General features: G+C 66.7%; 20 protein-coding genes and 1 other RNA gene. 10 read left to right on the top strand and 11 right to left on the bottom strand.

Features of this window, described 5'->3' with window-relative positions:
• Positions 1 to 37: 37 nt before the first annotated feature.
• The 7 genes from ACEYYA_RS06860 to ACEYYA_RS06830 form a co-directional block, all read right to left on the bottom strand.
• On the bottom strand, positions 38 to 262 hold the full coding sequence (locus ACEYYA_RS06860; RefSeq protein WP_374798934.1) for a hypothetical protein: 225 nt from the start codon (positions 260 to 262) through the stop codon (positions 38 to 40).
• The gene (scpB, locus tag ACEYYA_RS06855) at positions 259 to 915 is read right to left on the bottom strand and encodes an SMC-Scp complex subunit ScpB (RefSeq protein ID WP_374798932.1); all 657 of its coding nucleotides are present in this window, start codon (positions 913 to 915) and stop codon (positions 259 to 261) included. Before scpB ends, ACEYYA_RS06860 begins: the two co-directional genes overlap by 4 nt.
• Positions 912 to 1694, bottom strand: a complete 783-nt coding sequence (locus tag ACEYYA_RS06850) for a segregation and condensation protein A (protein ID WP_374798930.1) — start codon at positions 1692 to 1694, stop codon at positions 912 to 914. The genes scpB and ACEYYA_RS06850 overlap by 4 nt, the downstream gene beginning before the upstream one ends.
• Positions 1694 to 2683 (bottom strand): glycoside hydrolase family 3 N-terminal domain-containing protein, encoded by a 990-nt coding sequence (locus ACEYYA_RS06845; RefSeq protein WP_374798928.1) that lies wholly within the window; start codon positions 2681 to 2683, stop codon positions 1694 to 1696. Before ACEYYA_RS06845 ends, ACEYYA_RS06850 begins: the two co-directional genes overlap by 1 nt.
• A 1-nt stretch (position 2684) precedes the next feature.
• Positions 2685 to 3749, bottom strand: coding sequence for an SPOR domain-containing protein (locus tag ACEYYA_RS06840; RefSeq protein WP_374798926.1), 1065 nt, complete (start codon positions 3747 to 3749; stop codon positions 2685 to 2687).
• 75 nt (positions 3750 to 3824) lie between these two features.
• Positions 3825 to 5570 (bottom strand): arginine--tRNA ligase, encoded by a 1746-nt coding sequence (gene argS / locus ACEYYA_RS06835; RefSeq protein ID WP_374798924.1) that lies wholly within the window; start codon positions 5568 to 5570, stop codon positions 3825 to 3827.
• Positions 5571 to 5647: 77 nt separating this feature from the next.
• Positions 5648 to 6772, bottom strand: coding sequence for a PA0069 family radical SAM protein (locus tag ACEYYA_RS06830; RefSeq protein WP_374798922.1), 1125 nt, complete (start codon positions 6770 to 6772; stop codon positions 5648 to 5650).
• 95 nt (positions 6773 to 6867) lie between these two features.
• Between ACEYYA_RS06830 and ACEYYA_RS06825 the strand changes: the two genes are divergently transcribed.
• A complete protein-coding gene (locus ACEYYA_RS06825; RefSeq protein WP_374798920.1) occupies positions 6868 to 7566 on the top strand; it encodes a corrinoid protein in 699 nt (232 codons plus the stop codon).
• A gap of 110 nt (positions 7567 to 7676) precedes the next feature.
• Here the strand turns inward: ACEYYA_RS06825 and ACEYYA_RS06820 are convergent, their stop codons facing one another.
• On the bottom strand, positions 7677 to 8459 hold the full coding sequence (locus tag ACEYYA_RS06820) for a hypothetical protein (RefSeq protein ID WP_374798918.1): 783 nt from the start codon (positions 8457 to 8459) through the stop codon (positions 7677 to 7679).
• 125 nt (positions 8460 to 8584) lie between these two features.
• Entirely contained in the window at positions 8585 to 11425 is a 2841-nt protein-coding gene (uvrA, locus tag ACEYYA_RS06815) for an excinuclease ABC subunit UvrA (protein WP_374798916.1), read from the bottom strand.
• A gap of 154 nt (positions 11426 to 11579) precedes the next feature.
• Here uvrA and ACEYYA_RS06810 point away from each other — a divergent pair, with 154 nt between their 5' ends.
• The 3 genes from ACEYYA_RS06810 (at position 11580) to ACEYYA_RS06800 (ending at position 15356) form a co-directional block, all read left to right on the top strand.
• Entirely contained in the window at positions 11580 to 11948 is a 369-nt protein-coding gene (locus ACEYYA_RS06810; RefSeq protein WP_374798914.1) for a rhodanese-like domain-containing protein, read from the top strand.
• A 228-nt stretch (positions 11949 to 12176) separates the two neighbouring features.
• Complete coding sequence (locus ACEYYA_RS06805) at positions 12177 to 13256, top strand: Hint domain-containing protein (RefSeq protein WP_374798912.1); 1080 nt, start codon at positions 12177 to 12179, stop codon at positions 13254 to 13256.
• A 333-nt stretch (positions 13257 to 13589) separates the two neighbouring features.
• Positions 13590 to 15356, top strand: coding sequence for a Hint domain-containing protein (locus ACEYYA_RS06800; RefSeq protein WP_374798910.1), 1767 nt, complete (start codon positions 13590 to 13592; stop codon positions 15354 to 15356).
• 144 nt (positions 15357 to 15500) lie between these two features.
• On the opposite strand, the gene proS is transcribed toward ACEYYA_RS06800, so the two are convergent.
• A complete protein-coding gene (gene proS / locus ACEYYA_RS06795; protein ID WP_374798908.1) occupies positions 15501 to 16838 on the bottom strand; it encodes a proline--tRNA ligase in 1338 nt (445 codons plus the stop codon).
• Between the two features lie 143 nt (positions 16839 to 16981).
• On the opposite strand from proS, the gene ACEYYA_RS06790 reads away from it, so the two are divergent.
• The 5 genes from ACEYYA_RS06790 (at position 16982) to ssrA (ending at position 23139) form a co-directional block, all read left to right on the top strand.
• The gene (locus tag ACEYYA_RS06790) at positions 16982 to 18103 is read left to right on the top strand and encodes an AI-2E family transporter (RefSeq protein WP_374798906.1); all 1122 of its coding nucleotides are present in this window, start codon (positions 16982 to 16984) and stop codon (positions 18101 to 18103) included.
• Between the two features lie 28 nt (positions 18104 to 18131).
• The gene (locus ACEYYA_RS06785; protein ID WP_374798904.1) at positions 18132 to 18851 is read left to right on the top strand and encodes a P-loop NTPase family protein; all 720 of its coding nucleotides are present in this window, start codon (positions 18132 to 18134) and stop codon (positions 18849 to 18851) included.
• A 123-nt stretch (positions 18852 to 18974) separates the two neighbouring features.
• Positions 18975 to 21140, top strand: coding sequence for an RNA degradosome polyphosphate kinase (locus tag ACEYYA_RS06780; RefSeq protein ID WP_374798902.1), 2166 nt, complete (start codon positions 18975 to 18977; stop codon positions 21138 to 21140).
• Positions 21141 to 21196: 56 nt separating this feature from the next.
• Positions 21197 to 22747: a Ppx/GppA family phosphatase gene (locus ACEYYA_RS06775; protein WP_374798900.1), complete on the top strand. Its 1551-nt coding sequence runs from the start codon at positions 21197 to 21199 to the stop codon at positions 22745 to 22747.
• Positions 22748 to 22784: 37 nt separating this feature from the next.
• Positions 22785 to 23139, top strand: a transfer-messenger RNA (tmRNA) gene (gene ssrA, locus ACEYYA_RS06770).
• A gap of 20 nt (positions 23140 to 23159) precedes the next feature.
• Here the strand turns inward: ssrA and ACEYYA_RS06765 are convergent.
• Complete coding sequence (locus tag ACEYYA_RS06765) at positions 23160 to 23417, bottom strand: PepSY domain-containing protein (protein ID WP_374798898.1); 258 nt, start codon at positions 23415 to 23417, stop codon at positions 23160 to 23162.
• 148 nt (positions 23418 to 23565) lie between these two features.
• Between ACEYYA_RS06765 and ACEYYA_RS06760 the strand changes: the two genes are divergently transcribed.
• Positions 23566 to 24039, top strand: a complete 474-nt coding sequence (locus ACEYYA_RS06760) for an SspB family protein (RefSeq protein ID WP_374798896.1) — start codon at positions 23566 to 23568, stop codon at positions 24037 to 24039.
• Positions 24040 to 24048 lie beyond the last annotated feature (9 nt).

Genomic DNA, 24048 nt, shown 5'->3' with positions numbered 1-24048 from the left:
GCCTGCGTCAATTCGTCTGGCGGTTGCGCGCCGCCGCTTAGCGACCCAGCCGCCGGGTCAGCCGGGCAATGTCGCGGGCGCGCTTGGCCATCACCTGCGCATCGGCGGCGCGTTTCTGTTCCTCGGGGGTCAGCGGGCGGTTCGGGTCGCGGTCGGGGTTCGACCGGCGCGCCCACCAATCGACCAGCCGGGGAATGCCGACCGACATCAGGCTGGCCATCGCCATGCGCGACAGCATCCGCATCAGTTGATTGCTGTTCATTCGCCACCTCCTTCGCTGTCGAACAACTCGGGCTGGCCAGTTTCGGTTTCACCCGCCTCGGCATCCTCGCCATCATCGCCCAGGCGGCGGCTGTCCAAAAGGCCCGCCGCGCGCAATTCCTTGATGCCGGGCAGGTCGCGGGCGGTTTCCAGGCCGAAATGGTCCAGAAAGCCCTCGGTCACGACAAAGGTGACGGGGCGGCCGGGCGTCATCCGCCGCCGTCCCAGCCGGATCCATTCCAGTTCCAGAAGCTGATCGATGGTGCCGCGCGACACCTGCACGCCGCGGATCTCTTCGATCTCGGCGCGGGTGACGGGCTGGTGATAGGCGATGATGGCCAGCGTCTCGATCGCGGCGCGTGACAGCTTGCGCTGCTCGCTCACCTCGCGCCGCATCAGAAAGCCAAGATCGGGGGCGGTGCGCAGGGCGTAAGCGTCGCCCACCCGCGCGATCTGCACGCCGCGCCCGTCATAGCGGCGGGTCAGCGTGGCAAGCGCGGCAGCCGGGTCGCAGCCATGCGGCATCCGCGCGGCCATGTCGGCCAGCGTCACCGGTTCGGCACTGGCAAACAGCATCGCTTCGACCATGCGCTCCTGTTCCGCCAGGGGCGGGGTCGGGAACAGCGGGGCGTCTTCGGTCAGGTCATCGGTCATTGTCTGGCCCGGATCGAGATGGGGGCGAAAGTGTCGGATTGGCGAATGTCGATCTGGCCCTGCTTGACCATTTCCAGCGAGGCCGCAAAGGTCGCCGCCGTCGCGGATCGCCGGCGCGCGGGGTCCATCAGCCAGCCCTCGGGCAGCCAGGCCGACAGGTCAAGCCAACCGGCGGCGGTGCCCAACATGCCGCGCATCCGTTCCAGCGCCTGTTCCATGCTCAGCACGTCGCGGCGATCAAAGGCATAGGGGCGGAAATCGTCGCGGGTGCGGATGCGGGCATAGGCCTGCATCAGGTCCAAGAGGCTGGCGCCCCAACGGACGCTGCGCACCCGCTCGACCCCTTCGGGAATGCCGCGCGGAAAGCGGTCCTGGCCCAGCCGCGGGCGGTTCATCAGCCGGGCCGCAGCCTCGCGCATGGCGGCGAGCCGTTCCAGCTGGAAGGCCAGATGCGCGGCCAGATCCTCGGCGGACGGGCCTTCGGCCTCGGGGTCGGGGGGCAGCAGCAGGCGCGATTTCAGATAGGCCAGCCACGCCGCCATCACCAGATAATCGGCGGCCAGTTCGATGCGCAGCGCGCGGGCGCGTTCGACAAAGGTCAGATATTGTTCGGCCAGTTGCAGGATCGAGACCCGCCGCAGATCGACCTTTTGCACGCGCGAGAGGGTCAAGAGCAGGTCCAGCGGGCCTTCAAAACCGTCGACATCGACGATCAGCGCCTCGGCCTCAAGCCGGGCCGAGACCGCCTCGCGGCGGTCCTCCTCGAACAGATCGGCCATTACGCCCCCGGTTGCATCCGGTCCGCAAATTGGGCGGCCAGATCGGCCAAGTCAACCGGTTCGGGATCCATGCGGGCCGCCAGGGCCTGATCGGCGCGCCGCAGGGCATCGCCCGACAGGCTGCCCGCCGCATTGGCGACGGCGACGGAATCCGCAAATTCGCCCTTGCCATACAGCGCCACATCGCAACCCGCCGCGACCGAGGCCGCCGCGCGCTGCCCGACCGTGCCGCTCAGCGCCTCCATCGACAGATCATCCGACATCAAGAGGCCGTCAAAGCCGATGCGGTCGCGGATCAGCCCGATCAGCGTCGGCGACTGGGTGGCGGGCGCATCGTCGATCGCGGCAAAGCGGATATGGGCCGTCATGCCCATCGGCAGATCGGCCAAGGCGGCGAAGGGGGCGAAGTCGGCATCCGTCAGCGCGTCCAGATTGGCGGTGACGGTGGGCAGCGACATGTGGCTGTCGGTCACCGCGCGGCCATGGCCGGGCATGTGCTTCATCACCGGCAGAACGCCGCCCGCCAGCAGCCCCTCGGCGCAGGCGCGGCCCTGCGCGATCACCGTGGCGGGGTCTGACCCAAAGCAGCGGTTACGCAGGAACGGATGGGTGTCCGGCCCGGCCAGATCCAGCGTCGGCGCGCAGTTGGTATCGATCCCAAGATCGCGCAGCTCCGCCGCGATCAGCCGATAGCGCAGCCACATCGCCTGCGGATCGGCGCAGCTTTCTACCTGAGCCAGCGGCGGCAACCATTCGCGCCATTGCGGCGCGCGCAGGCGCTGGACGCGCCCCCCCTCTTGATCGATCAGGATCGGCGCGTCGCGCCCGACCGCATCGCGCAGATCGGCACAGAGCGCGCGCACCTGATCGGGCGTGTCGATATTGCGGGCAAACAGGATGAAGCCGAAAGGGTCGGCATCCGCAAACAGCCGCGCCTCGTCACGGGTCGGGCGCAGCGCCTGCAGCCCCAGGATCGCCGCGCCCGCCATGTCACTTCGCCTTGGCGAGGATGCAGTCGGTGCCGCCCGCCGACAGTTCCGAACAGAACTTCCGGGCCTCGGCGCTGTCACCGAAACCGGTCACGCGCAGGCGCACGAAGTTGCGGCCATTGACGGTGGTGGTTTGCAGGACGGGTTCTTTCCCGGCCATCAGCCCGCCGTATTTGGCGCTGACGCGCGCCCATTGCTTGCGGGCCTGGTCTTCGTTGTCGAAGGCGCCGATCTGGGCCAGTTGGGTGCCCGATGCCGGCGCGGCGGCTTTCGGCGCGGGCGCGGCCTCGGCTGGCTTTGCCTCGGCGCGCACGGCCGGGGCCGGGGTGGGCGCGGTCGCGGCAGCGGTGTTGGAGGCCAGCACCACGCCGTCACGCGCGACCGCCGAGCGGTTGGCCGGGCGCGGCGCGGGGCGCGGGGTCGACATGGCGGCGATCACAGCGGCATCGGTGGCGCTGCGATCGGGTGCGGGGGCTGCGGCGGCCTCGGCCTCGGCGGCGGCTTCGGCCTCGGTCGGGGGGGCGGTCGCCACCACGGCTTCGGTCACCGGCGCCTCCTCGGCGGGCGGCAGGCCATCGGTCGGGGCCACGGCCATGCGGGCCGCGATCTCGGCATCGGTCAGCGGGCGCGGCGCCTCCTCGGGGGGCAGCAGCACGGATTCGGGGGTGGGGTTGCTGGGCGCGCGGGCGGTCGCGCCCATGCTGCCCATCGTCGCGTCGGTCTCGGCCAGGGCAGTCGGCGCGGGGGCCAGCACCAGCGGGTCATTGGCGGGCGCGACCGGCGCATCGGCAGAGACGGCATTCACCGCCAGCCCGGTATGGCGCGCCAGCGTGCCGCCCGGATCATCGGGTGCCGTGCGCGCCGGGCCTTCCAGCGCCTTGACGACGGGAATGCCGGTCACATCGCGCATCACCAGCCGGTAACCCCAGACCGCAAGCGCGAGGATCAGCAGAACCGAGGTCACCGCCCCCACCAGATTGACCATGCGCGACACGCGCCCGGTCATCCGTTCGGCCAGCGAAAAGCCACGGTCGTCGCCGCCACCGCGAAAATCAAGAACTGCCATACCTGCCTCATCGCCGGGTTGGTCCCGGTTGTCTGTCCCGAAGGGTTCCTGCTCGTGTCCCCGGCGGTGGCCTTGTCAGCGCATCTCTTCGGCCGGAGTCACGCCCAAGATACCCAATCCCGCCGAAATGACAACGCCCGTGGCACGCGCCAGTGCGATTTTCGACTGGGTGGCCGGGGTGTTGCCCTCTTGCACAAAGCGAAGGGCGGGTTCGTCATGGCCACGGTTCCACAACCCGTGCAGATCCGAGGCCAGTTCATATAGGTAAAAGGCGATGCGGTGCGGCTCATGCGCGCGGGCCGCGATCTCGACCAGACGCGGCCATTCGGCGATCTTGCGTGCCAGCGTCAGTTCGGCCGGATGGGTCAGGCCCGACAGGTCAGCCCCCGCCAGCGTCGTGTCATCGACAGCGATCCCGGCGTCGCGCGCCTTGCGCAGCACCGAGGCCACGCGCGCATGGGCGTATTGCACATAGAACACCGGATTGTCCTTGGACTGTTCCAGCACCTTGTCGAAGTCGAAATCCAGCGCCGCATCATTCTTGCGCGTCAGCATGATGAAGCGGGTCACATCGGCCCCGGCCATGTCGACCACATCGCGCAGCGTGACAAAGGTGCCCGCGCGTTTCGACATCTTGAAGGGTTCGCCATTCTTGAACAGCTTCACAAGCTGGATCAGCTTGACATCCAGCGGCACGCGGCCATCCGACAGCGCGCTGACGGCGGCCTTCATGCGCTTGACGTAACCGCCGTGATCGGCCCCGAACACGTCGATCAACTGGTCAAAGCCACGGTCGATCTTGTCCCAGTGATAGGCGATGTCGGGCGCGAAATAGGTCCACGACCCGTCAGACTTCTGCACCGGGCGGTCCTGATCGTCGCCATGCGCGGTCGAGCGGAACAGCGTCTGTTCGCGTTCCTCCCAATCCTCGGGCAGCTTGCCTTTCGGCGGTTCCAGCACGCCTTCATAGATCAGATCCATGCCGCGCAGGCGGGTGATGGCATCCTCGATCCGGCCGGTGCCGTAAAGCGCCTTTTCCGATGAATAGACGTCCATTTTCACGCCCAGCAGCGCCAGGTCGTCGCGGATCATCGCCATCATCGCGTCGGTCGCGATCTGGCGGATCTCGGCCAGCCAGACAGATTCCGGCTGGTCGATCAGGCTGTCGCCGAAGCGGTCCTTCAGCGCCTGCCCGACCGAGATCAGATAGTCGCCGGGGTAAAGCCCCTCGGCGATCTGGGGTTCCAGCCCGTTCGCCTCGCGGTAGCGTTCATAGGCGGACCGCGCCAGCACATCGACCTGCGCGCCGCCGTCGTTGATATAGTATTCGCGCGTCACGTCATGGCCCGCGAAGTCCAAGAGGCTGGCAAGCGCATCGCCGAAAACCGCGCCACGGGTATGGCCCACATGCATCGGGCCGGTCGGGTTGGCGCTGACATATTCGACGTTGACCCGCTTGCCCGCGCCCATGTCGGACCGGCCGAAATCCCGGCCCTGCGACAGCGCGGCGCGGATCACGCCCGACCAGGCGTCATCGCGCAGACGCAGGTTGATGAAGCCCGGCCCCGCGACCTCGGCACCGGCGATGCGCGGGTCGGCTGCCAGATGCGCGACCAGTGCATCGGCAATGGCGCGCGGGTTGGCGCCTGCGGGCTTGGCCAGCACCATCGCGGCATTGGTGGCCATGTCGCCATGCGCCGGATCGCGCGGCGGCTCGACCGCGACGGCGGTGAAATCCAGGCCTTGCGGCAGCGCGCCTTCGGCAACCATCTGGTCCAATGCGCCCGTCACCAGGGTGCGAATGTCGGAAAACAGGTTCATGTCAGCCATCCTTGTTGCCCTGCGGTTGCCATGCCGCGCGGCCTGCGTCAACCGTGGGCATCACCTGTCGCCGGCGCTTAGCGGGCGAACAGGTCCAACTGATCGCCGGGCATGGGCGGCACCCGGAACAGGTCGGTGCGCAGGGGCGCGTGGCCGGGAAAGCCCAGCCGGCGCGCGGCGATCTGGAAACGGGCGCGCATCAGATCGGCCTCGACCCCCTCGCCGCGCATCCGGCTGCCAAAGCGCGGATCATTGTCGCGCCCGCCCCGGATCGCGTTGATGCGGGTCATGACGTGATCGGCCATGCCGGGGCGGTGCCGGGCCAGCCAGTCGCGAAACAGCGGCGCGACCTCATGCGGCAGGCGGATCGGGATCGTGCTGGCCGCCGTCGCCCCGGCCTCGCGCGCGGCGGTCAGGATGGCTTCCAGTTCATGCGCGGTCAGCACCGGGATCATCGGCGCGGCCATCACCCGCACCGGCACCCCTGCCCCGGCAAGATCGCGGATCATCCGCAGCCGGGTGGCGGGGCTGGGGGCGCGCGGCTCCAGCGCGCGGGCGAGATCGGCATCCAGCGTGGTGATGCTGACCCCGACCGTTGCCAGACCGCGCGACGCCAGGCTGGCCCACAGATCCAGATCGCGCAGGATCGTCGCGCCGCGCGTCACCATGGCGACCGGATGGTTGAAATCCGACAGCACCGTCAGGATCCGGCGGGTGATGGCCTGGTCGCGCTCGATCGGCTGATAGGGGTCGGTATTGGTGCCCATCGCCATCACCGCGACCTTGTAGCTGGGCGCGCGCAATTCCGCCGCCAGCCGTTCGGCGGCCTGCGGCTTGGCGGTCAGCCGGGTTTCAAAGTCCAAGCCCGGCGACAGCCCCAGATAGCTGTGGCTGGGCCGCGCGAAGCAATAGATGCAGCCATGTTCGCAGCCGCGATAGGGGTTGATCGAGCGGTCGAACGGCACATCCGGGCTGTCGTTGCGGGTGATGATCCGGCGCGGGTTTTCCAGCGTGATTTCGGTGCGCAACAGCCGCGCATCCTCGGGGATGTCCCAGCCGTCATGTTCGGCCGCGCGGCGCTCACGCTCGAACCGGCCGTCCGGGTTGGCGGCGGCGCCGCGCGCCTTCAGGCGCAGCTTGGGATCGGGGGGCGGCAGGCTCATCGCGCCAGAATAGAACGAATGCGGAACAAATGCCAGCATTTTGGTCGCCAATCTGCGCGCGAATGTCGCAATCGCTCTGGCCCGGTCGTTGATTTCAGGGCATGAATGGGCAAAGGCAACCGCAGGTGCATCCCATGGCCGAAGACGACGACATCATCCTTTCCGAACTGAACGACGACGATCTGGTCGCGCAGATGATGGACGACCTTTACGACGGCCTGAAGGACGAGATCGAGGAGGGTGTGAACATCCTTCTGGAACGCGGCTGGACGCCCTACGACGTGCTGACCAAGGCCTTGGTCGCGGGCATGACGGTCGTGGGCGCGGATTTCCGCGACGGCATCCTGTTCGTCCCCGAGGTGCTGCTGGCCGCCAATGCGATGAAGGGCGGCATGGCCATCCTGAAGCCGCTGCTGGCCGAAACCGGCGCGCCGCGCATGGGCAAGATGGTGATCGGCACCGTCAAGGGCGACATCCACGACATCGGCAAGAACCTGGTGGCGATGATGATGGAGGGCGCGGGCTTTGAAATCGTCGATCTGGGCATCAACAACCCGGTCGAGAATTACATCGACACCGCCAAGCGCGAGGGGGCCGACATCATCGGCATGTCGGCGCTGCTGACCACGACCATGCCCTATATGAAGGTGGTGATCGACGCGCTGAAGGAGCAGGGCATCCGCGACGATTACATCGTGCTGGTCGGCGGCGCTCCCTTGAATGAGGAGTTCGGCCGCGCGATCGGTGCCGACGCCTATTGCCGCGATGCGGCGGTTGCGGTCGAGACCGCCAAGCAGTTCGTGGCGCGCAAGCACAACCAGCTTGCGGGCTAGGCCCGCCCCCCCCGGCCGGGGGGGGGGCACCCCCGCACCCCCGGAGGATATTTCGGCCAAGAAGAAAGGGCGTCCCGCGGGGCGCCCTTTTTGGTGGGATGGTGAGGGGGTCAGCCCTGCGCGGCCTGGCGGACCAGTGCGGGCAAGCTGCCGTCGCGGATGGCGGATTCGATCAGCCGCGCCTCGACCGGGTCTTCCAGATGCAGGATCAGCGCGATGTGGTCATCATCGGTCAGGCCGATCGCGGCCTCGCCATCCTGTTCGCCGGCCCAGTCCAGCACCGCCAGCCAGCCCTGCGCCGAAATCTCGGCCAGCACGGCTTCGGCCTGGGCCTCATAGGCGGGCGAGAAGCGTTCCCAGACCTCGGTCGGGGTGTCGCCGGACAGGCCCCAGGCCCAGCCAAGGCCGTCATCTTCGCGCGGGAAGCTGATGCCGTCATCATCGGCCTCCGGGGTCGCGTCATGTGCCTGCGACGCGGCGGCCAGATCGGCATCGGTGATGCCGGCGCGGGCGTCGGCGGCCCGGTCCTCGTCATCGGGCTGATAGCCGTGGCGGATCGCCTCGGCCTGATCGGCAGCGCGATGGGCGCGCAGGGCGTCATCCAGGCGGCCTTCGGCGCGGGCCTTTGCCAGGTGCTCGGCGGTTTCGGGATTTTCCAGATGCAGCAGCAGCAAAAGCCGACCCGAGGGGGCAAGCGCCAGGGCCGCCTCGCCATCCTGGCCGCCCGCGAAATCGAGGTCGGCGCGGCCGAACAGACGGGTCAGCGCGTCCAGCACATCCTTGGCCTGCGCCTCATAGGCAGGCGAGAACCGTTCCCAGACGGTCGCGGGCGCGTCGCCCGTCAGCCCCCAGGCCCAGCCCTTGCCATCGTCCTTGCGCGGAAATGTGGTCATGATCGGTTCCGTCCCAGATCGTGATGGGGCGCGCGGCCCCTGCCGATGGACTGCGGCATCGGCGGCGAAAAAGCCAGCCTTGCGGGGCGGGCTTTGGCCCTGGTCGCGCAAAGGTGACCGGTGGCCTAGCCCGCCAGCATCGGCGCCAGATACCGCCCGGTATGGCTGGCCGCGACCTTGGCCACCTGTTCGGGCGTGCCCGTGGCGACGATGCGGCCACCGCCGTCACCGCCCTCGGGGCCGATGTCGATCAGGTGATCGGCGGTCTTGATGACGTCCAGATTGTGTTCGATCACCACCACGGTATTGCCCTGATCGACCAGTTCATGCAGCACTTCAAGCAGCTTGCGCACATCCTCGAAATGCAGGCCGGTCGTCGGTTCGTCCAGGATATACAAGGTCTTGCCGGTCGCGCGCCGGGCCAGTTCCTTGGACAGCTTGACCCGCTGCGCCTCACCGCCCGACAGCGTGGTCGCCTGCTGGCCGACCTTGATATAACCCAGCCCCACCCGCATCAGCGCATCCATCTTTTCGCGGATCGCGGGCACGGCCTTGAAGAACTCTTGCGCGTCCTCGACCGTCATATCCAGAACGTCAGCGATATTCTTGCCCTTAAACCGAATCTCAAGGGTTTCGCGGTTATAGCGGTGGCCATGGCAGGTTTCGCAGGTCACATAGACATCGGGCAGAAAATGCATCTCGATCTTGATCAGACCATCGCCCTGGCAGGCCTCGCAGCGCCCGCCCTTGACGTTGAAGCTGAAGCGCCCTGGTTTATAGCCGCGCGCCTTGGCCTCGGGCAGGCCCGCGAACCAGTCGCGGATGGGCGTGAAGGCGCCGGTATAGGTGGCGGGGTTCGACCGGGGCGTGCGGCCAATCGGGCGCTGGTCGATGTCGATCACCTTGTCCAGATGCTGAAAGCCCTTGATCTGTTCGCATGGCGCGGGCGTTTCGCGCGCGCCCATCAGGCGCAGGGCGGCGGTCTTGAACAGGGTCTCGATGGTCAGGGTGGATTTGCCCCCCCCTGACACGCCGGTGACGCAGGTAAAGGTGCCCAGCGGAAAATCGGCGGTGACGTTCTTCAGGTTGTTGCCGGTGGCCCCGACGACAGTCAGCGACTTGCCGTTGCCGGGGCGGCGGGTCGCAGGCACGGCGATCGACCGGCTGCCCGACAGATATTGGCCGGTCAGGCTGGCCGGGTCGGCGGCGATCTGGTCGGGCGTGCCATGGGCGACGACGGTGCCGCCATGCACGCCTGCCCCCGGCCCCATGTCGAAGACGTAATCGGCATGGCGGATCGCGTCCTCGTCATGTTCGACGACCAGCACCGAATTGCCGGCATCGCGCAGCCCCTTCAGCGTGTCCAGCAGCCGGTCATTGTCGCGCTGATGCAGCCCGATCGAGGGTTCGTCCAGCACATACAGCACCCCGGTCAGGCCCGACCCGATCTGGCTGGCCAACCGGATGCGCTGACTTTCGCCGCCCGACAAGGTGCCCGCCGCGCGCGAAAGCGTCAGGTAATCAAGGCCGACATTGACCAGAAAGCCCAGCCGTTCACGGATTTCCTTCAGGATCGGGGCGGCAATTTCAGCCTTTTGTTTGCTCAGGCTGGCGGTGGCGGCATCGGCCCAGGCCAAGGCCTCGCGGATCGACAGTTCGACCACCTGGCCGATATGGCTGGCGGCGATCTTGACGGCCAGGGCCTCGGGCTTCAGGCGGTAGCCCGCGCAGGCGCCGCAGGGGCGGTTGTTCTGATAACGCTCGAACTCCTCGCGGATCATGGCGCTGTCGGTCTCGCGCCAGCGGCGTTCCATGTTCGGGATAACCCCCTCGAAGGCGCGGGTGATCTCATAGACGCGGCCGGCCTCATCGAAGCGGAACTTGATCTCCTCGCCCTTTGATCCGCGCAGGAACAGATCCTGCACGGCGGGCGGCAGGTCGCGCCAGGCGGCGCGCTTGTCAAAGCCGTAATGCTTGGCCAAGGCATCGACCGTCTGGGTGAAATAGGGGGATTTCGACTTGGCCCAGGGCGCGATGGCGCCCTGCGGGATCGACCGGCTGGCGTCGGGCACGATCAGGCGGTCGTCGAAGAACAGCTCGACCCCCAAGCCGTCGCAGGACGGGCAGGCCCCGAACGGCGCGTTGAAGGAAAACAGCCGGGGCTCGATCTCGGGGATGGTAAAGCCCGACACCGGGCAGGCGAACTTTTCGGAAAAGGTGATCGTCTCTCCCTCGCCCTCACTCGGCGCGGTTTCCAGAAGGGCGATGCCGTCAGCCAGGTTCAGCGCGGTGCGCAGGCTGTCGGCCAGCCGCGTCTCCAGCCCCTCACGCACCACGATGCGGTCCACCACCACGTCGATATTGTGGCGGAACTTCTTGTCCAGCACGGGCGGATCTTCCAGATCGTGAAACGCCCCGTTCACCTTGACGCGCTGAAAGCCCTGCTTGCGCAAGTCAAGGAAATCCTTGCGATATTCGCCCTTGCGGTCGCGCACGATGGGTGCCAGCAGATAGGCGCGCGTGCCCTCGGGCAGGGCCATGATGCGGTCGACCATATCCTGTACCTGCTGGGCCTCGATCGGCTGGCCGGTGGCGGGGCTATAAGGGGTGCCGGCGCGGGCGAATAAGAGCCGCAGATAGTCGTAGATTTCCGTCACCGTGCCGACGGTCGAGCGGGGGTTCTTCGACGTGGTTTTCTGCTCAATGGAGATCGCGGGCGACAGGCCCGAGATGTGATCGACATCGGGCTTGCCCATCTGATCCAGAAACTGCCGGGCATAGGCCGACAGGCTTTCCACATAGCGGCGCTGCCCCTCGGCATAGATCGTGTCAAAGGCCAGGCTGGATTTGCCCGACCCCGACAGGCCGGTGATGACCACCAGTTGATCGCGCGGAATGTCCAGATCGACGCCACGCAGATTGTGTTCGCGCGCGCCGCGCACCTCGATGAACTTCTGTTCGCTCATGTCCGCCCCGGAAAGGATTGCCCGCCCTAGATAGGCCAAGCCCGGCCCCGCGCCAAGGCCGCGCGAACGGAAGGCGAACTTTTGTCGGCGCGCGCGGCCTTTACATATTCCGTAATTGGCATATACAGGGCGAATAGAACGAAAGGATCACCCGATGTTCGGCTTTCTGCGCCCCTCTGGCCCGCAGCCCCGGTCGATCGCACCGGCCAAGGCGGTGGCGCGCGCCGCGCGGGGCGATCTGGTTGTGATCGACATCCGCGACGCATCGGAACTGCGCGCCAGCGGCACGGCGCGGGGTGCGATCCATGTGCCGATGGCCAGCCTGCGCATGAAGCTCGACCCCGCCAGCCCCGAGCTTTTGCCCGGTATCACCCCGACCACGCCGATCGCGCTGTACTGCGCATCGGGCGGGCGCAGCCAATCCGCCGCGCAGGCGCTGATCGCCATGGGCTATACCGAGGTTTACAATCTGGGCGGCCTGCACGACTGGCAGGCGGGCGGCGGCGTGGTCGATCGCGCCTGATCCGCGACACCGCGGCCACCACTCAGGGTTGCAGATCTGCAACTTTCGGCTGCGGACGCGCCATTTTTTTACATAGGCGTCAGTTTTTTACATAGGCGGTAGTGAACTTTTCCGTTCACATCGCCATATTGCCGTGATTCCGATCCGGTCGCCCGCCCCCCCCCCCCCGCGCCCCGCGCCGCCGCGCCGGCCCTGGATCGCATCTGCAAGAGTGACCAAGGGGTTCCGATGGCCGTCAATTACCAGATCAATTTCCTTCCGCTGAACAGCCTGGCAGCGATGGATCAGGTGCTTGGCGTGCCTTTCGTCACCTACGCCAACGAGGAAGGCACGCTTAAGGTCGGGCGCAGTTTCACCACGGGCCGCACCGCCCCCTATCGGCCGATCAACGTGACCGATGATGACCGGGTATTCGACGACTTTCCCGGCACGACGCAACGGCTGGCCAACGCGCTGACCTATGGCGGCCGAACCTATCCGGCGGGCGAGTTGGTGCATACCGGCGTGCGGCTGGATCTGGATTCCAACGGCGATGGCCGGGCGGATACAATCGTCTATACCGTCAAGCTGGGCGGCAATACCTCGGGGGTTGGCACGGTGATCGGCTTTGTCGGCACATCGGGGCTGAAGCCGAACACGACCTACAAGGTGATCTCGACCGGCAATATCGCGGGCGCTGATGTTCCCGCCGACAATCTGGTCTGCTTCGCTTCGGGCACGCTGATCGCCACGCCCACCGGCACCATGCGGATCGAAGATCTGCGTGTCGGCGATCCGGTTATCACCCGCGACCACGGGATCCAGCCGATCCGCTGGATCGCGTCCCGCGCGATGCGCGCGGACGAACTGGCCGCCGCCCCGCATCTGCGCCCGATCCGCATCGGCGCGGGCGCGCTTGGCGCGGGCCTGCCCGAAACCGATCTGGTCGTCAGCCCGCAGCACCGCGTGCTGGTGCGATCCGCCATCGCGCAGCGCATGTTCGGCACCGATGAAATCCTGGTCGCCGCCAAGCACCTGACCACCCTGCCCGGCATCGGCGTGGCCGAGGATCTGACGACCGTCACCTATCACCACATGCTGTTCGACGCGCATGAGGTGGTGATCTCGAACGGCGCGGAAACCGAAAGCCTGTTCACCGGGCCGGAGGCGCTGAAATCGGTCGGCCCGGCGGCGGTTGCCGAAATCCTGACCCTGTTCCCCGAACTTGCCGCCGCCACGCCCAGCCCTGCCCAACCGCTGGCCCCTGGCCGCATGGCCCGCAGCCTGGCACGGCGTCACGCGGCCAATGCCAAGCCACTGGTCTGCTGATCGCGGAGGCGGCTGCCCAGGCCGCGCCAGCCCGCTTAAGCCTGACTAAAAATAGATAGTATTTTTATGTATTTCTAAAAATAGCCTGACGCCAACGACTTACCCGCCGCAAAATGAATAACAAAAATCATGATTGCCGCTGCGTAAACTAGACGCCTTCGTTCGTTTTCGGCTTTACGCATCCGATGCCAGGCCCTATCGCTCTGCCCGTCACGGCCCACAAAGCCGTGATGCAGCACGTTTCCGATTCCGCCCGTTGCCACCGCCCGTGCGCGCATCAAACGACCTGCGACCTCTGTCTGTAACGCGCGATGCGCACGATAGGATCGACCCATGGCGAATATCTACGTTGTCGGCAACAACGACACGACCACCAACGCGGCTTCCCTCGTCGGCACCCCTTACGAGGGTTACCAGATCGTCAAGGTCTCGACGATCTCGAACCCCTACGCGATCGGCAGCTACAAGTTCGTCACCGGCGGCGACAACGTGGTGATCGGCAGCACGGTCAACAGCGATGTGGTGCTGCAACCGGGGTCGAACACCACCGGCTTCAACGTCAATGTGACGGTGCTGGGCAACAGCAACACCTTCAACGTCGATGTCGGCACCCGCGCGGGGCTGAACTACACCGAACCGAATGTCACCTATAATGTCGTCGGCCAGTCGGGCAACGTCTCGATCGGCGGGGCCGACAACACCCAGGTGCAGACCGTCAAGGTGGCCGATGGCGCGGCGATCGGCAACATCACCGGCGGCGGCGATGCCAATGATCATGACGTGGTAATCTCGGGCGCCGGATCGAAGGTCGGCAACGTCAGCCTGGGCGGCGGCGATGACAGCGTGACCATCGGCGGCAAGGTCGGCACGATCGACACCGGCGATGGCAATGACGCGGTGACGCTGAACACCGGCGCGACCTCGGGCACGATCAACACCGGCAATGGCAATGACGCGATCAGCGTGACCGGATCGACGATTACCGGCGGGATCGCCGGGGGCGAGGGCGCCGACACGGTCAGCGTGGTCAACAGCACGGTCAGCGGCAACATCTCGACCGGGAACCTGTTGGGCGTCGACATCGGCAATGACGTGCTGCTGGTCGACGGCACCAAGGTCGGCGGCGTCATCGAAACCGGCGGCGGCAACGACCGCGCCACCATCACCGGCGCCTCGACCGTCGGCAGCAACGGGACGCAATCCGTCGGCATGGGGTCGGGCGATGACGCGCTGACCGTGGGCGCCGATGTGATCTTTGCCGGCAACGTGCGCGGCGACAGCGGCACCGACACGATCACCATCGAAACCGCCACCAGCGACGAGCGGCAGCAGCTGGTCAACGTGATGAACGACGAAGGCTTCCCGGTGACGATGGGGCCGGATGCCAAGGTCGTGCCCTATACGTTCACCACCGATGCCGATTCCGTCCTGCATGAATTCGACTGGAAAAACCGCTGGTTCAGCGAATGGGAAGCCGCCGCCGCGCCGCCCCCCTGCTTCGCTTCGGGCACGCTGATCGCCACGCCCACCGGCACAACGCGGATCGAGGATCTACGCGTCGGCGATCCGGTCATCACCCGCGACCACGGGATCCAGCCGATCCGCTGGATCGCGTCCCGCGCGATGCGCGCGGACGAACTGGCCGCCGCCCCGCATCTGCGCCCGATCCGCATCGGCGCGGGCGCGCTTGGCGCGGGCCTGCCCGAAACCGATCTGGTCGTCAGCCCGCAGCACCGCGTGCTGGTGCGATCCGCGATCGCGCAGCGCATGTTCGGCACCGATGAAATCCTGGTCGCCGCCAAGCACCTGACCACCCTGCCCGGCATCGGCGTGGCCGAGGATCTGACGACCGTCACCTATCACCACATGCTGTTTGACGCGCATGAGGTGGTGATCTCGAACGGAGCCGAGACCGAAAGCCTGTTCACGGGGCCGGAGGCGCTGAAATCGGTCGGCCCGGCGGCGGTTGCCGAAATCCTGACCCTGTTCCCCGAACTTGCCGCCGCAACGCCAAGGCCCGCCCGACCGCTGGCCCCTGGCCGCCTGGCGCGCAGCCTGGCACGCCGTCACGCCGCCCATCACAAACCGCTGGTCAACTGATACGGACATGACAAGGGGCGCCACTCGCGCCCGTTCCCGACAGCTCGAAACCCGACATCAAAAAGGGGCGCTGACCGCGCCCCTTCTTTCTTGTCCAAATACGCTGCGGGGGGTGCGGGGGGCGCAAAGCCCCCCGCTGCGACCTCAGATCCCGGCGTAGATCTCGGCAATCCGGGTGACGGCAGCCTCGGGGCTGATCTCCTCTGATTGGCCGCTGCGGCGGCTGGTCAGCTCCACCTTGTTCTGCGCCAGACCGCGCGGGCCGACGGTGATGCGCCAGGGCAGACCGATCAGATCCATCGTGGCGAACTTGGCACCGGCGCGTTCGTCGCGGTCGTCATAGAGCGGGTCCAGCCCGCGCGCCTTCAGCGCCGCATAAATCGCCTCGCAGGCCGAATCCGTCGCCGCATCGCCCTGCTTCAGGTTGACGATCCCGACATGGAACGGCGTCACGCCCTCGGGCCAGATGATGCCCTTGTCATCGTGGCTGGCCTCGATGATCGCGCCCAGCAGGCGCGACACGCCGATGCCGTGACTGCCCATATGGACCGGCACCCGCTCGCCCTTGTCATTGACGACGACGGCGCCCATCGGCTCGGAGTATTTGGTGCCGAAATAGAAGATCTGGCCAACCTCGATGCCGCGCGCGGACCGGCGGCGATCTTCGGGGATCTGGTTGAACACCGCCTCGTCATGGGTCTCGTCGGTGCGGGCGTAACGGCTGGTGAACTCCTCCAGCACCGCACGGCAGGCGGCGGGGTCGTCATAGTCGATCTGGCGGTCGCCGAACTTCAGATCGGTGATTTCGCTGTCATAAAAGACCTCGGATTCACCGGTTTCGGCCAGCACCAGGAACTCATGCGTATCCTCGCCGCCGATCGGGCCGCTGTCGGCGCGCATCGGAATGGCTTGCAGGCCCATGCGTTCATAGGTGCGCAGATAGCTGACCAGATGCCGGTTATAGGCATGCAGCGCATCCTCGCGCGTCAGGTCGAAGTTGTAGCCGTCCTTCATCAGGAACTCGCGCCCGCGCATGACGCCGAACCGGGGGCGCATCTCGTCACGGAACTTCCACTGGATCTGATAGAGAGTCAGCGGCAGATCCTTGTAGCTGCTCACATGGGCGCGGAAGATGTCGGTGATCATCTCCTCATTGGTGGGACCATACAGCATCTCGCGTTCGTGGCGGTCCTTGATACGCAGCATTTCCTGGCCGTAATCCTCATAACGGCCGCTTTCGCGCCACAGATCGGCCGATTGCAGGGTCGGCATCAGAACCGGGATATGACCGGCTTTCTGCTGTTCCTCATGCACGATCTGCTCGATCCGGCGCAGCACCTTCAGCCCCATCGGCAGCCAGGAATAGATCCCCGCCGATTGCTGCTTGATCATGCCCGCGCGCAGCATCAGCCGGTGGCTGACGATCTGGGCCTCTTTCGGGTCTTCCTTCAGGACGGGCAGAAAATAGCGCGACAGACGCATGGCGGGAACTTTCGGTCAAGGTTTGGCCTTTGGATGCGTCCCCGATTAGGGGATTGCGCGCCCGCCCGCAAGCGCGGCCCGCGAAAGCGGCTTGTGCGCGCCGCGGGACCGCGCCAGAACGTGCGAAAAGAAAGGAACGACCAATGGCCCTGCCCGTTCGACAGCAAGTCATCTACTGGTCGGTTGCGGCCATCGTCTTTCTGCTGGTCATGTGGGGCCTGGGCAACACGCTCTTGCCGTTCATCATGGCCGCCGCCGTCGCCTATCTGCTGGACCCGATCGCCGACTGGCTGGAACGCAAGGGCCTGTCGCGGACCTGGGCGGTGGCGCTGATCACGCTGGCGGCGGCTCTGGCGCTGATCATGGCGCTCTTGGTGCTGGTGCCCTTGCTGGTCAGCCAGGCCACGCAACTGGTCGCCTCGGCCCCCGACATGTTCGCGCGCCTTCAAGAGTTCCTGGCAGAACGCTTCCCGCAGGCGCTGGATGAGAACAGCCCCGTGCGCGGTGCCATCGGCCAGATTGGCGAGGGTATCCAGGCGCGCGGGGGCGAACTGTTGCAGGGCGTCATGGCCTCGGTCGGGGGGGTGCTGAACGCGCTTGTGTTCATGGTCATCGTGCCGGTCGCGGCCTTCTATCTGCTCTTGGACTGGGACGGGATCGTCACCCGCGTCGACCGGCTGCTGCCGCGCGACCACGCCCCCACCATCCGCATCCTGGGCCGCGAGGTTGACGAGGCCCTGTCCGGCTTCATCCGCGGCGAGGCGATCGTGATCTCGGTTCTGGCGGTCTATTATTCGATCACGCTGATGGCTGTGGGCCTGCCGTTCGGGCTGGTGGTCGGCGTCATCACCGGGGCGGTGTCCTTCATCCCCTATGTCGGCGCGATCATCGGCGGCACGCTGGCGATCGGTCTGGCGCTGTTCAACTTTTGGGGTGATCCGATCTGGATCGGCGCGGTCATCGGCATCTTCGTGATCGGCCAGATCCTTGAGGGCAACATCCTGGTGCCGCGTCTGGTGGGCAGCTATGTCGGCCTGCATCCGGTCTGGCTTCTGATGTCGCTGTCGGTCTTTGGCGCGCTGTTCGGCTTTGCCGGCATGTTGGTCGCGGTGCCGATTGCCGCCGCCCTAGGCGTGCTGGTGCGGTTCTTCGTCAAACGGTATGAGGAAAGCGTCCTCTATCAGGGCCGACATGCGAATGGCGTCAAGGCCCCGGCTGTCGTCTCCGCGCATGAGGTGGCGGCGGATCGGGCCGAGGATGATTGATTGACCGATCAATCAACGCCGTGACCCGATGCCGCGCCAACTGACCTTCGACCTGCCGCCCCCCCATCCAGCCGCCGCGCGGGATGATTTCATCGTCGCGCCATCGAATGCGCAGGCGGTGGCGATGCTGGACCGACCCGGCGACTGGCCGGGCGGGCGGCTGGTGCTGACCGGCGCGGCGGGATCGGGCAAAAGCCATCTGGCCGGGATCGTGGCGACGGAATGGGGCGCGTCGCCCTGCACCGGCGCGGATCTGGGCCGCGCCGATGTGCCCGCCCTTGCCGAACCCGGCATCGCGGTGATCGAGGATGCCGAGGCTGTGGCCGGCGATCCGGCGGCCGAGGCCGCGATGTTCCACCTGATGAACCTGATCCAGGCTGAGGGTGGACGGCTTCTTCTGACCGCCGCCCGCCCGCCTGCCCGCTGGCCGGTCGCCCTGCCCGATCTGCGGTCGCGCCTGATGGCCATGGCCGAGGCCCGCATCACCCCGCCCGAAGATGCGCTTCTGGCGCAGCTTCTGGTCAAGCTGTTCGCCGACCGCCAGTTGCGCGTCGCGCCGCAGGTCGTGGCCTGGCTGGTGGCGCGGATGGAGCGCGCCCCGGCGCTCGCCCGCGATCTGGTCGCGGCATTGGATGCCCGCGCGTTGGAACGCGGCGCGCCGATCAGCCGCGCCCTTGCCGCCGAGGTGCTGGCCGATCTGACCGCCGCCCGGCCTGACCCAGCCCCCGAACTGCCGCTCGGCAGTTAAGGCGCGATCAACCTTTGGCTGCACGCCGCCGCGCCGCGACTGGACAGCCGCGCCCCCGCGCGCCATCATCCGACCCGAGCAGTTCCAGGCGGCGATCAACGCCGCGCAGCCCCGAACGGACGCATGACAACCGCCGATTTCCTGACCGCGCCCTTTCCCGCGCCGACCGCCCTGCCCGCCGATCAGACGGCCGGGCCGCGCCGCTTTTTCAACCGCGAATTGTCGTGGCTTGCCTTCAACTGGCGCGTTCTGGATGAGGCGCGCAACCCGCGGGTGCCGCTGCTGGAACGGCTGCGTTTTCTGTCGATCAGCGCCACCAACCTGGATGAGTTCTATACCGTCCGCGTCGCGGGCCTGCGCGAGCTGAAGCGGGAAGGCAACACCACCCCGTCCGATGACGGGCTGACCCCGGCGCAGCAATTGGCGCTGATCCATGCCGATGCGCGCCGGCTGATGAACGCCCAGCAGACCGTCTGGCAGGGCCTTGCGCGTGAGATGGCGGCGCAGGGCATCACCTTGCTGAAACGCGGACGCATCACCCGCAAGGATGCCGATTTCCTGCGCGATCACTTTCTGGCACAGGTCTTTCCGGTGCTGTCGCCCCTGGCGATCGACCCCGCGCACCCCTTTCCCTTCATCCCCAACACCGGCTTTTGCCTGGCGCTGCAACTGGAACGGATCCGCGATGGCCGCCCGCTGATGGCCTTGCTGCCGGTGCCGCAGCAATTGCCGCGCTTTGTGCGGCTGCCTGGCGGGGCGCGGTTCCTGCGGCTGGAAGACCTGCTGCTGCTGCACCTGGACGCGCTGTTTCCCGGCTATCGTGACACCGGCCATTGCGTGTTCCGGGTGCTGCGCGACAGCGATCTGGAGGTCGAGGACGAGGCCGAAGACCTGGTGCGCGAGTTCGAGACGGCGCTGAAGCGCCGCCGCCGGGGCAGCGTCATCCGGCTGAAGATCAGCGCCGGTGCGCCCCCGGGCCTTCACCGGCTGGTGGTCGATGAACTGGGCGTCGCCGCCGATGAGGCGGTCGAGGTCAAGGGCCTGGTCGGCATTTCCGACCTTAAAGAGCTGGTGATCGACGACCGCCGCGACCTGCAATGGCCCGGCTTCACCCCGCGCGTGCCCGAACGGGTGCAGGATCACGACGGCGATCTTTTCGCGGCGATCCGGCAGAAAGACATGCTGCTGCATCACCCCTATGAAACCTTCGACATGGTGATCCGCTTTCTGCAACAGGCCGCCAGCGACCCCGATGTGCTGGCGATCAAGCAGACCCTTTATCGCACATCAAAGGACAGCCCGATCGTCAGCGCGCTGTGCGAGGCGGCCGAGAATGGCAAGTCGGTGACCGCCTTGGTCGAACTGAAGGCGCGCTTCGACGAGGCCGCCAATATCGCCCAGTCGCGGCGGCTGGAACGCGCCGGCGCGCATGTCGTCTACGGCTTCGTCAACTACAAGACCCATGCCAAGATCAGCACCGTGGTCCGGCGCGAGGGCGACCGGCTGGTGACCTATACCCATTACGGCACCGGCAATTACCACCCGATCACCGCGCGGATCTATACCGACCTGTCGCTGTTCACCTGCGACCCGGCACTGGGGCGCGATGCGACCAAGGTGTTCAATTACCTGTCGGGCTATGTCCAGCCCGAGGGGCTGGAAAACCTCGCGATCAGCCCGATTGATCTGAAATCGCGGCTGATCGCGCTGATCGCGCGCGAGGCCGACCATGCCCGCAAAGGCCGCCCCGCCGAGATCTGGGCCAAGATGAACAGCCTGATCGAGGCCGATGTGATCGACGCGCTTTATGCCGCAAGCCAGGCCGGGGTGCGCATCAACCTGATCGTGCGCGGCATCTGCGGCCTGCGCCCCGGCATCAAGGGCCTGTCGGAAACCATCCGCGTGAAGTCTATCGTCGGGCGGTTCCTGGAACATTCGCGCATCGTCTGTTTCGGCAATGGCCAAGGCCTGCCCTCGAAAAAGGCGCGGGTGTTCCTGTCCTCGGCCGACTGGATGGGGCGCAATCTGACGCGGCGCGTGGAAACCCTGGTCGAGGCCGTGAACCCCACCGTCAAGGACCAGATCCTGTCGCAGATCATGGCCGCGAACCTGGCCGATACCGCGCAAAGCTGGGTGCTGTCGCCCGATGGGCGCTATCACCGCGACCTGCCCGAGGGGCGCGAGGATCTGTTCTCCTGTCACAGGTTCTTCATGGAAAATCCGTCACTGTCGGGGCGCGGATCGGCGGCGGCACAGGGCGCGCCGAAACTTGCCCATAGCCGCGATTAGGGGCATGGTCACGCTGCCGTGACCGATTCCACGCAGCCAGACCGACGGAGGCCCAGATGACCCGAACCGACGCCAGAAAACGCCGGAGTGCGGGCCGGTGGGAGCCGTTCGGCGGTCCGCTGTTTGAAAACGACCGCGCGCGCGCGCTGAACCGGGTCGGCGTGGTCGATGTCGGGTCGAACTCGGTGCGGATGGTGGTGTTCGACGGCGCAGCCCGCAGCCCGGCCTATTTCTACAATGAAAAGGTGATGGCGGGTCTGGGTCAGGGGCTGGCGACCACAGGCCGGCTGAACCCCGAGGGCAAGACCCGCGCCGCATCCGCCTTGGCGCGGTTCGCGGCGATGGCGAAGGCGATGGATGTGTCATCCATGTCCGTCGTCGCCACCGCCGCCGTGCGCGAGGCCGAGGACGGCCCCGCCTTTCGCGCCGAGGTCGAATCCGCCACCGGCCTCAAGATCCACGTCATCGACGGCGCCGAAGAGGCGCGGCTGTCGGCCCAGGGCGTGCTGCTGGGCTGGCCGGGCGCGCAGGGGCTGGTCTGCGACATCGGCGGCAACTCGATGGAGCTGGCCGAAGTGGCGGGCGGCAAGATCGGCCGCCGCGCGACCTCGGCCCTGGGTCCGTTCCGCCTGCAACAGGTCAAGCCCGCCAAGCTGAAGGACTATATCCGCAAGACCATGCAGGGGCTGGCCGATCAGATGGGCACCGATCACGACCGCATCTATCTGGTCGGCGGGTCGTGGCGGGCGATCGCGCGGCTGGACATGGAACGGCGCGCCTATCCGATGACGGTGCTGCACGAATACCGCATGACGCCCGCCGATGTCGCGGCCACCGTCGCCTGGATCGGGGCCAGCGACATGGCGGATCTGCGCGCCCGCACCGGCACCTCTGCCGCGCGGATGGAGCTGGTGCCGCTGGCCGCGCAGGTGCTGGCGGAACTGGTCGCCACCTTCCAGCCGCGCGAGATCGACATTTCCAGCTATGGCATCCGCGAGGGGCTGCTTTACGAACAGATGCCCCCCGCCCTGCGCAAGCGCGACCCGCTGATCGAGGCGGCGCGGCACATGGAAAAGCAGATGTCGCGGATGCCGGGGTCGGGCAAGCGCGTCTATGGCTTTCTGATGCCGCTGTTTGACGAGCTGCCTGCACATGAGCTGCGCCTGGTCAAGGCCGCCTGCCTGCTGCATGATATCACCTGGCGCGCCCATCCCGATTACCGGGCCGAGGCCTGTTTCGACAATGTGACCCGCGCCAATCTGGCGGCGCTGTCGCATGGCGAACGGGTGTTTCTGGGGGTGGCGCTGCTGCATCGCTACAAGAACAGCCGGTCTGGATCGCCGATGGCGCCGCTGTTTGCGCTGCTGAGCGATGAAAACCTGCGCCGCGCGGAAATCCTGGGCAAGGCGCTGCGCTTTGCGGCGATGTTCGCGGCGGGCGACCCCGAAAAGGCCGCCAGCCTGGAACGCGACCGCAAGGCCAACACGCTGACCCTGCGCCTGAGCAAACGCGGCCAGGTGCTGTTTGGCGAGGTGGCCGAGGCCCGCTTCCGCTCACTCGCCTCATCCATCGGGGCCGAGCCGGTGATCGTGGCGCCCAACGGGTGAGCACGCGGCTTATGGCGGCGGCGGATGCCACCCGCGCCGCCTTGCATCGCGCGCGCCCCGCGCCTATATTCGATCTGTCCGGGGCAACCCGGACTATGGGCATAAACGCGCTCGTAATAAGCGGATCGGACCCGGGGGCGGTACCCGGCGGCTCCACCAAATCGCCTCGTTGGGGGATCTTGGGGCCGAAACAGGATCGACGAACGTGTAAAGGGGATGGCTTTGCCTCGGTGAGCTACCACCGTTATCGGTGCAAAATGTACAGTTGCCAACGACAACCGTGCTCCGGTGGCTCTGGCTGCGTAAGCGGCTCGGGTAACCGAAACCTCAAGCCCTGACGCCTAGCAGCGTCAGGCGGGGCCCGCAGGAGCCTGGCAACAGAATCCTGCATTTCCCGCCTGACAGCTTTCGTTTAACGGCTCAGCGATTGACCGGTCAGCGGGTCGATCTTGACCTCGACCTTGGCACCGGCGCGGGTCTTGTATTCGACCTCCCAATAGCCGTCGTCATCCCAGTCGATCTGATCGACATAGGCCAGATCGGCACCGACGCTGGATTCCAGCGTGGCGATGACCTTGGACAGGGCCAACGCATCGGCGGGCGGCACCTTGTCGCCAGCGAAGGCCGCAACCGGCAGGGTCAGGGCGATGACGGGCAGCAATTTCAACATGTTCAGTCCTTTCCATCAGGCGGCAACGCGCCGCTTCACCGACTAACGCCGCCATGGCCCGGCAGGTTTCGCGCCCCAGCAAGGGTCTTTTCATCGCGCGCCCACGGGGCTAGGGTGGCGGCAAGCTCCCCAAGCCAAGGCCCGCGACATGACCCGCAGCATCGATTACGGCAGCCTGATGCACCGCGCGATGCGGGGCCTGATGCAGGATGTGCTACGCGACGTGGCCGCCCATGGCCTGCCGGGCGCACATCATTTCTTCATCACCTTCGACACCCGCGCCGAAGGGGTCGAGATCGCCGATTGGCTGCGCGCGCGCTACCCGCAGGACATGACGATCGTCATCCAGCACTGGTTCGACGGGCTTGAAGTGCGCGACCAGGATTTCACCATCATCCTGAACTTCGGCAACAATCCCGAACCGCTGATCATCCCCTTTGACGCGATCACCACCTTTGTCGACCCTTCCGTCGATTTCGGCCTGCGATTCGAGGCGCAGGAGGATGACGAGGAGGAGGGCGACGACGACCTGCCCGAGGATGAAGCCCCCGCCGATCTGGATGCCCAGCCCGAGCGCGGCCCCGGCGCCGAGGTCGTGCGGCTGGACAAGTGGCGCAAATAGCGCCCACAA

The sequence above is a fragment of the Paracoccus zhouxuedongae genome (assembly GCF_041927815.1).
Classification (GTDB): Bacteria; Pseudomonadota; Alphaproteobacteria; order Rhodobacterales; family Rhodobacteraceae; genus Paracoccus.
This window is presented reverse-complemented; position numbering and strand designations above follow the sequence as displayed.

Bases quoted from the DNA above. Each gene is read 5' to 3' on its own strand.
- ACEYYA_RS06860 (WP_374798934.1), bottom strand. From the start codon at position 262: ATGAACAGCAATCAACTGATGCGGATGCTGTCGCGCATGGCGATGGCC.
- scpB (WP_374798932.1), bottom strand. From the start codon at position 915: ATGACCGATGACCTGACCGAAGACGCCCCGCTGTTCCCGACCCCGCCC.
- ACEYYA_RS06850 (WP_374798930.1), bottom strand. From the start codon at position 1,694: ATGGCCGATCTGTTCGAGGAGGACCGCCGCGAGGCGGTCTCGGCCCGG.
- ACEYYA_RS06845 (WP_374798928.1), bottom strand. From the start codon at position 2,683: ATGGCGGGCGCGGCGATCCTGGGGCTGCAGGCGCTGCGCCCGACCCGT.
- ACEYYA_RS06840 (WP_374798926.1), bottom strand. From the start codon at position 3,749: ATGGCAGTTCTTGATTTTCGCGGTGGCGGCGACGACCGTGGCTTTTCG.
- argS (WP_374798924.1), bottom strand. From the start codon at position 5,570: ATGAACCTGTTTTCCGACATTCGCACCCTGGTGACGGGCGCATTGGAC.
- ACEYYA_RS06830 (WP_374798922.1), bottom strand. From the start codon at position 6,772: ATGCTGGCATTTGTTCCGCATTCGTTCTATTCTGGCGCGATGAGCCTG.
- ACEYYA_RS06825 (WP_374798920.1), top strand. From the start codon at position 6,868: ATGGCCGAAGACGACGACATCATCCTTTCCGAACTGAACGACGACGAT.
- ACEYYA_RS06820 (WP_374798918.1), bottom strand. From the start codon at position 8,459: ATGACCACATTTCCGCGCAAGGACGATGGCAAGGGCTGGGCCTGGGGG.
- uvrA (WP_374798916.1), bottom strand. From the start codon at position 11,425: ATGAGCGAACAGAAGTTCATCGAGGTGCGCGGCGCGCGCGAACACAAT.
- ACEYYA_RS06810 (WP_374798914.1), top strand. From the start codon at position 11,580: ATGTTCGGCTTTCTGCGCCCCTCTGGCCCGCAGCCCCGGTCGATCGCA.
- ACEYYA_RS06805 (WP_374798912.1), top strand. From the start codon at position 12,177: ATGGCCGTCAATTACCAGATCAATTTCCTTCCGCTGAACAGCCTGGCA.
- ACEYYA_RS06800 (WP_374798910.1), top strand. From the start codon at position 13,590: ATGGCGAATATCTACGTTGTCGGCAACAACGACACGACCACCAACGCG.
- proS (WP_374798908.1), bottom strand. From the start codon at position 16,838: ATGCGTCTGTCGCGCTATTTTCTGCCCGTCCTGAAGGAAGACCCGAAA.
- ACEYYA_RS06790 (WP_374798906.1), top strand. From the start codon at position 16,982: ATGGCCCTGCCCGTTCGACAGCAAGTCATCTACTGGTCGGTTGCGGCC.
- ACEYYA_RS06785 (WP_374798904.1), top strand. From the start codon at position 18,132: ATGCCGCGCCAACTGACCTTCGACCTGCCGCCCCCCCATCCAGCCGCC.
- ACEYYA_RS06780 (WP_374798902.1), top strand. From the start codon at position 18,975: ATGACAACCGCCGATTTCCTGACCGCGCCCTTTCCCGCGCCGACCGCC.
- ACEYYA_RS06775 (WP_374798900.1), top strand. From the start codon at position 21,197: ATGACCCGAACCGACGCCAGAAAACGCCGGAGTGCGGGCCGGTGGGAG.
- ACEYYA_RS06765 (WP_374798898.1), bottom strand. From the start codon at position 23,417: ATGTTGAAATTGCTGCCCGTCATCGCCCTGACCCTGCCGGTTGCGGCC.
- ACEYYA_RS06760 (WP_374798896.1), top strand. From the start codon at position 23,566: ATGACCCGCAGCATCGATTACGGCAGCCTGATGCACCGCGCGATGCGG.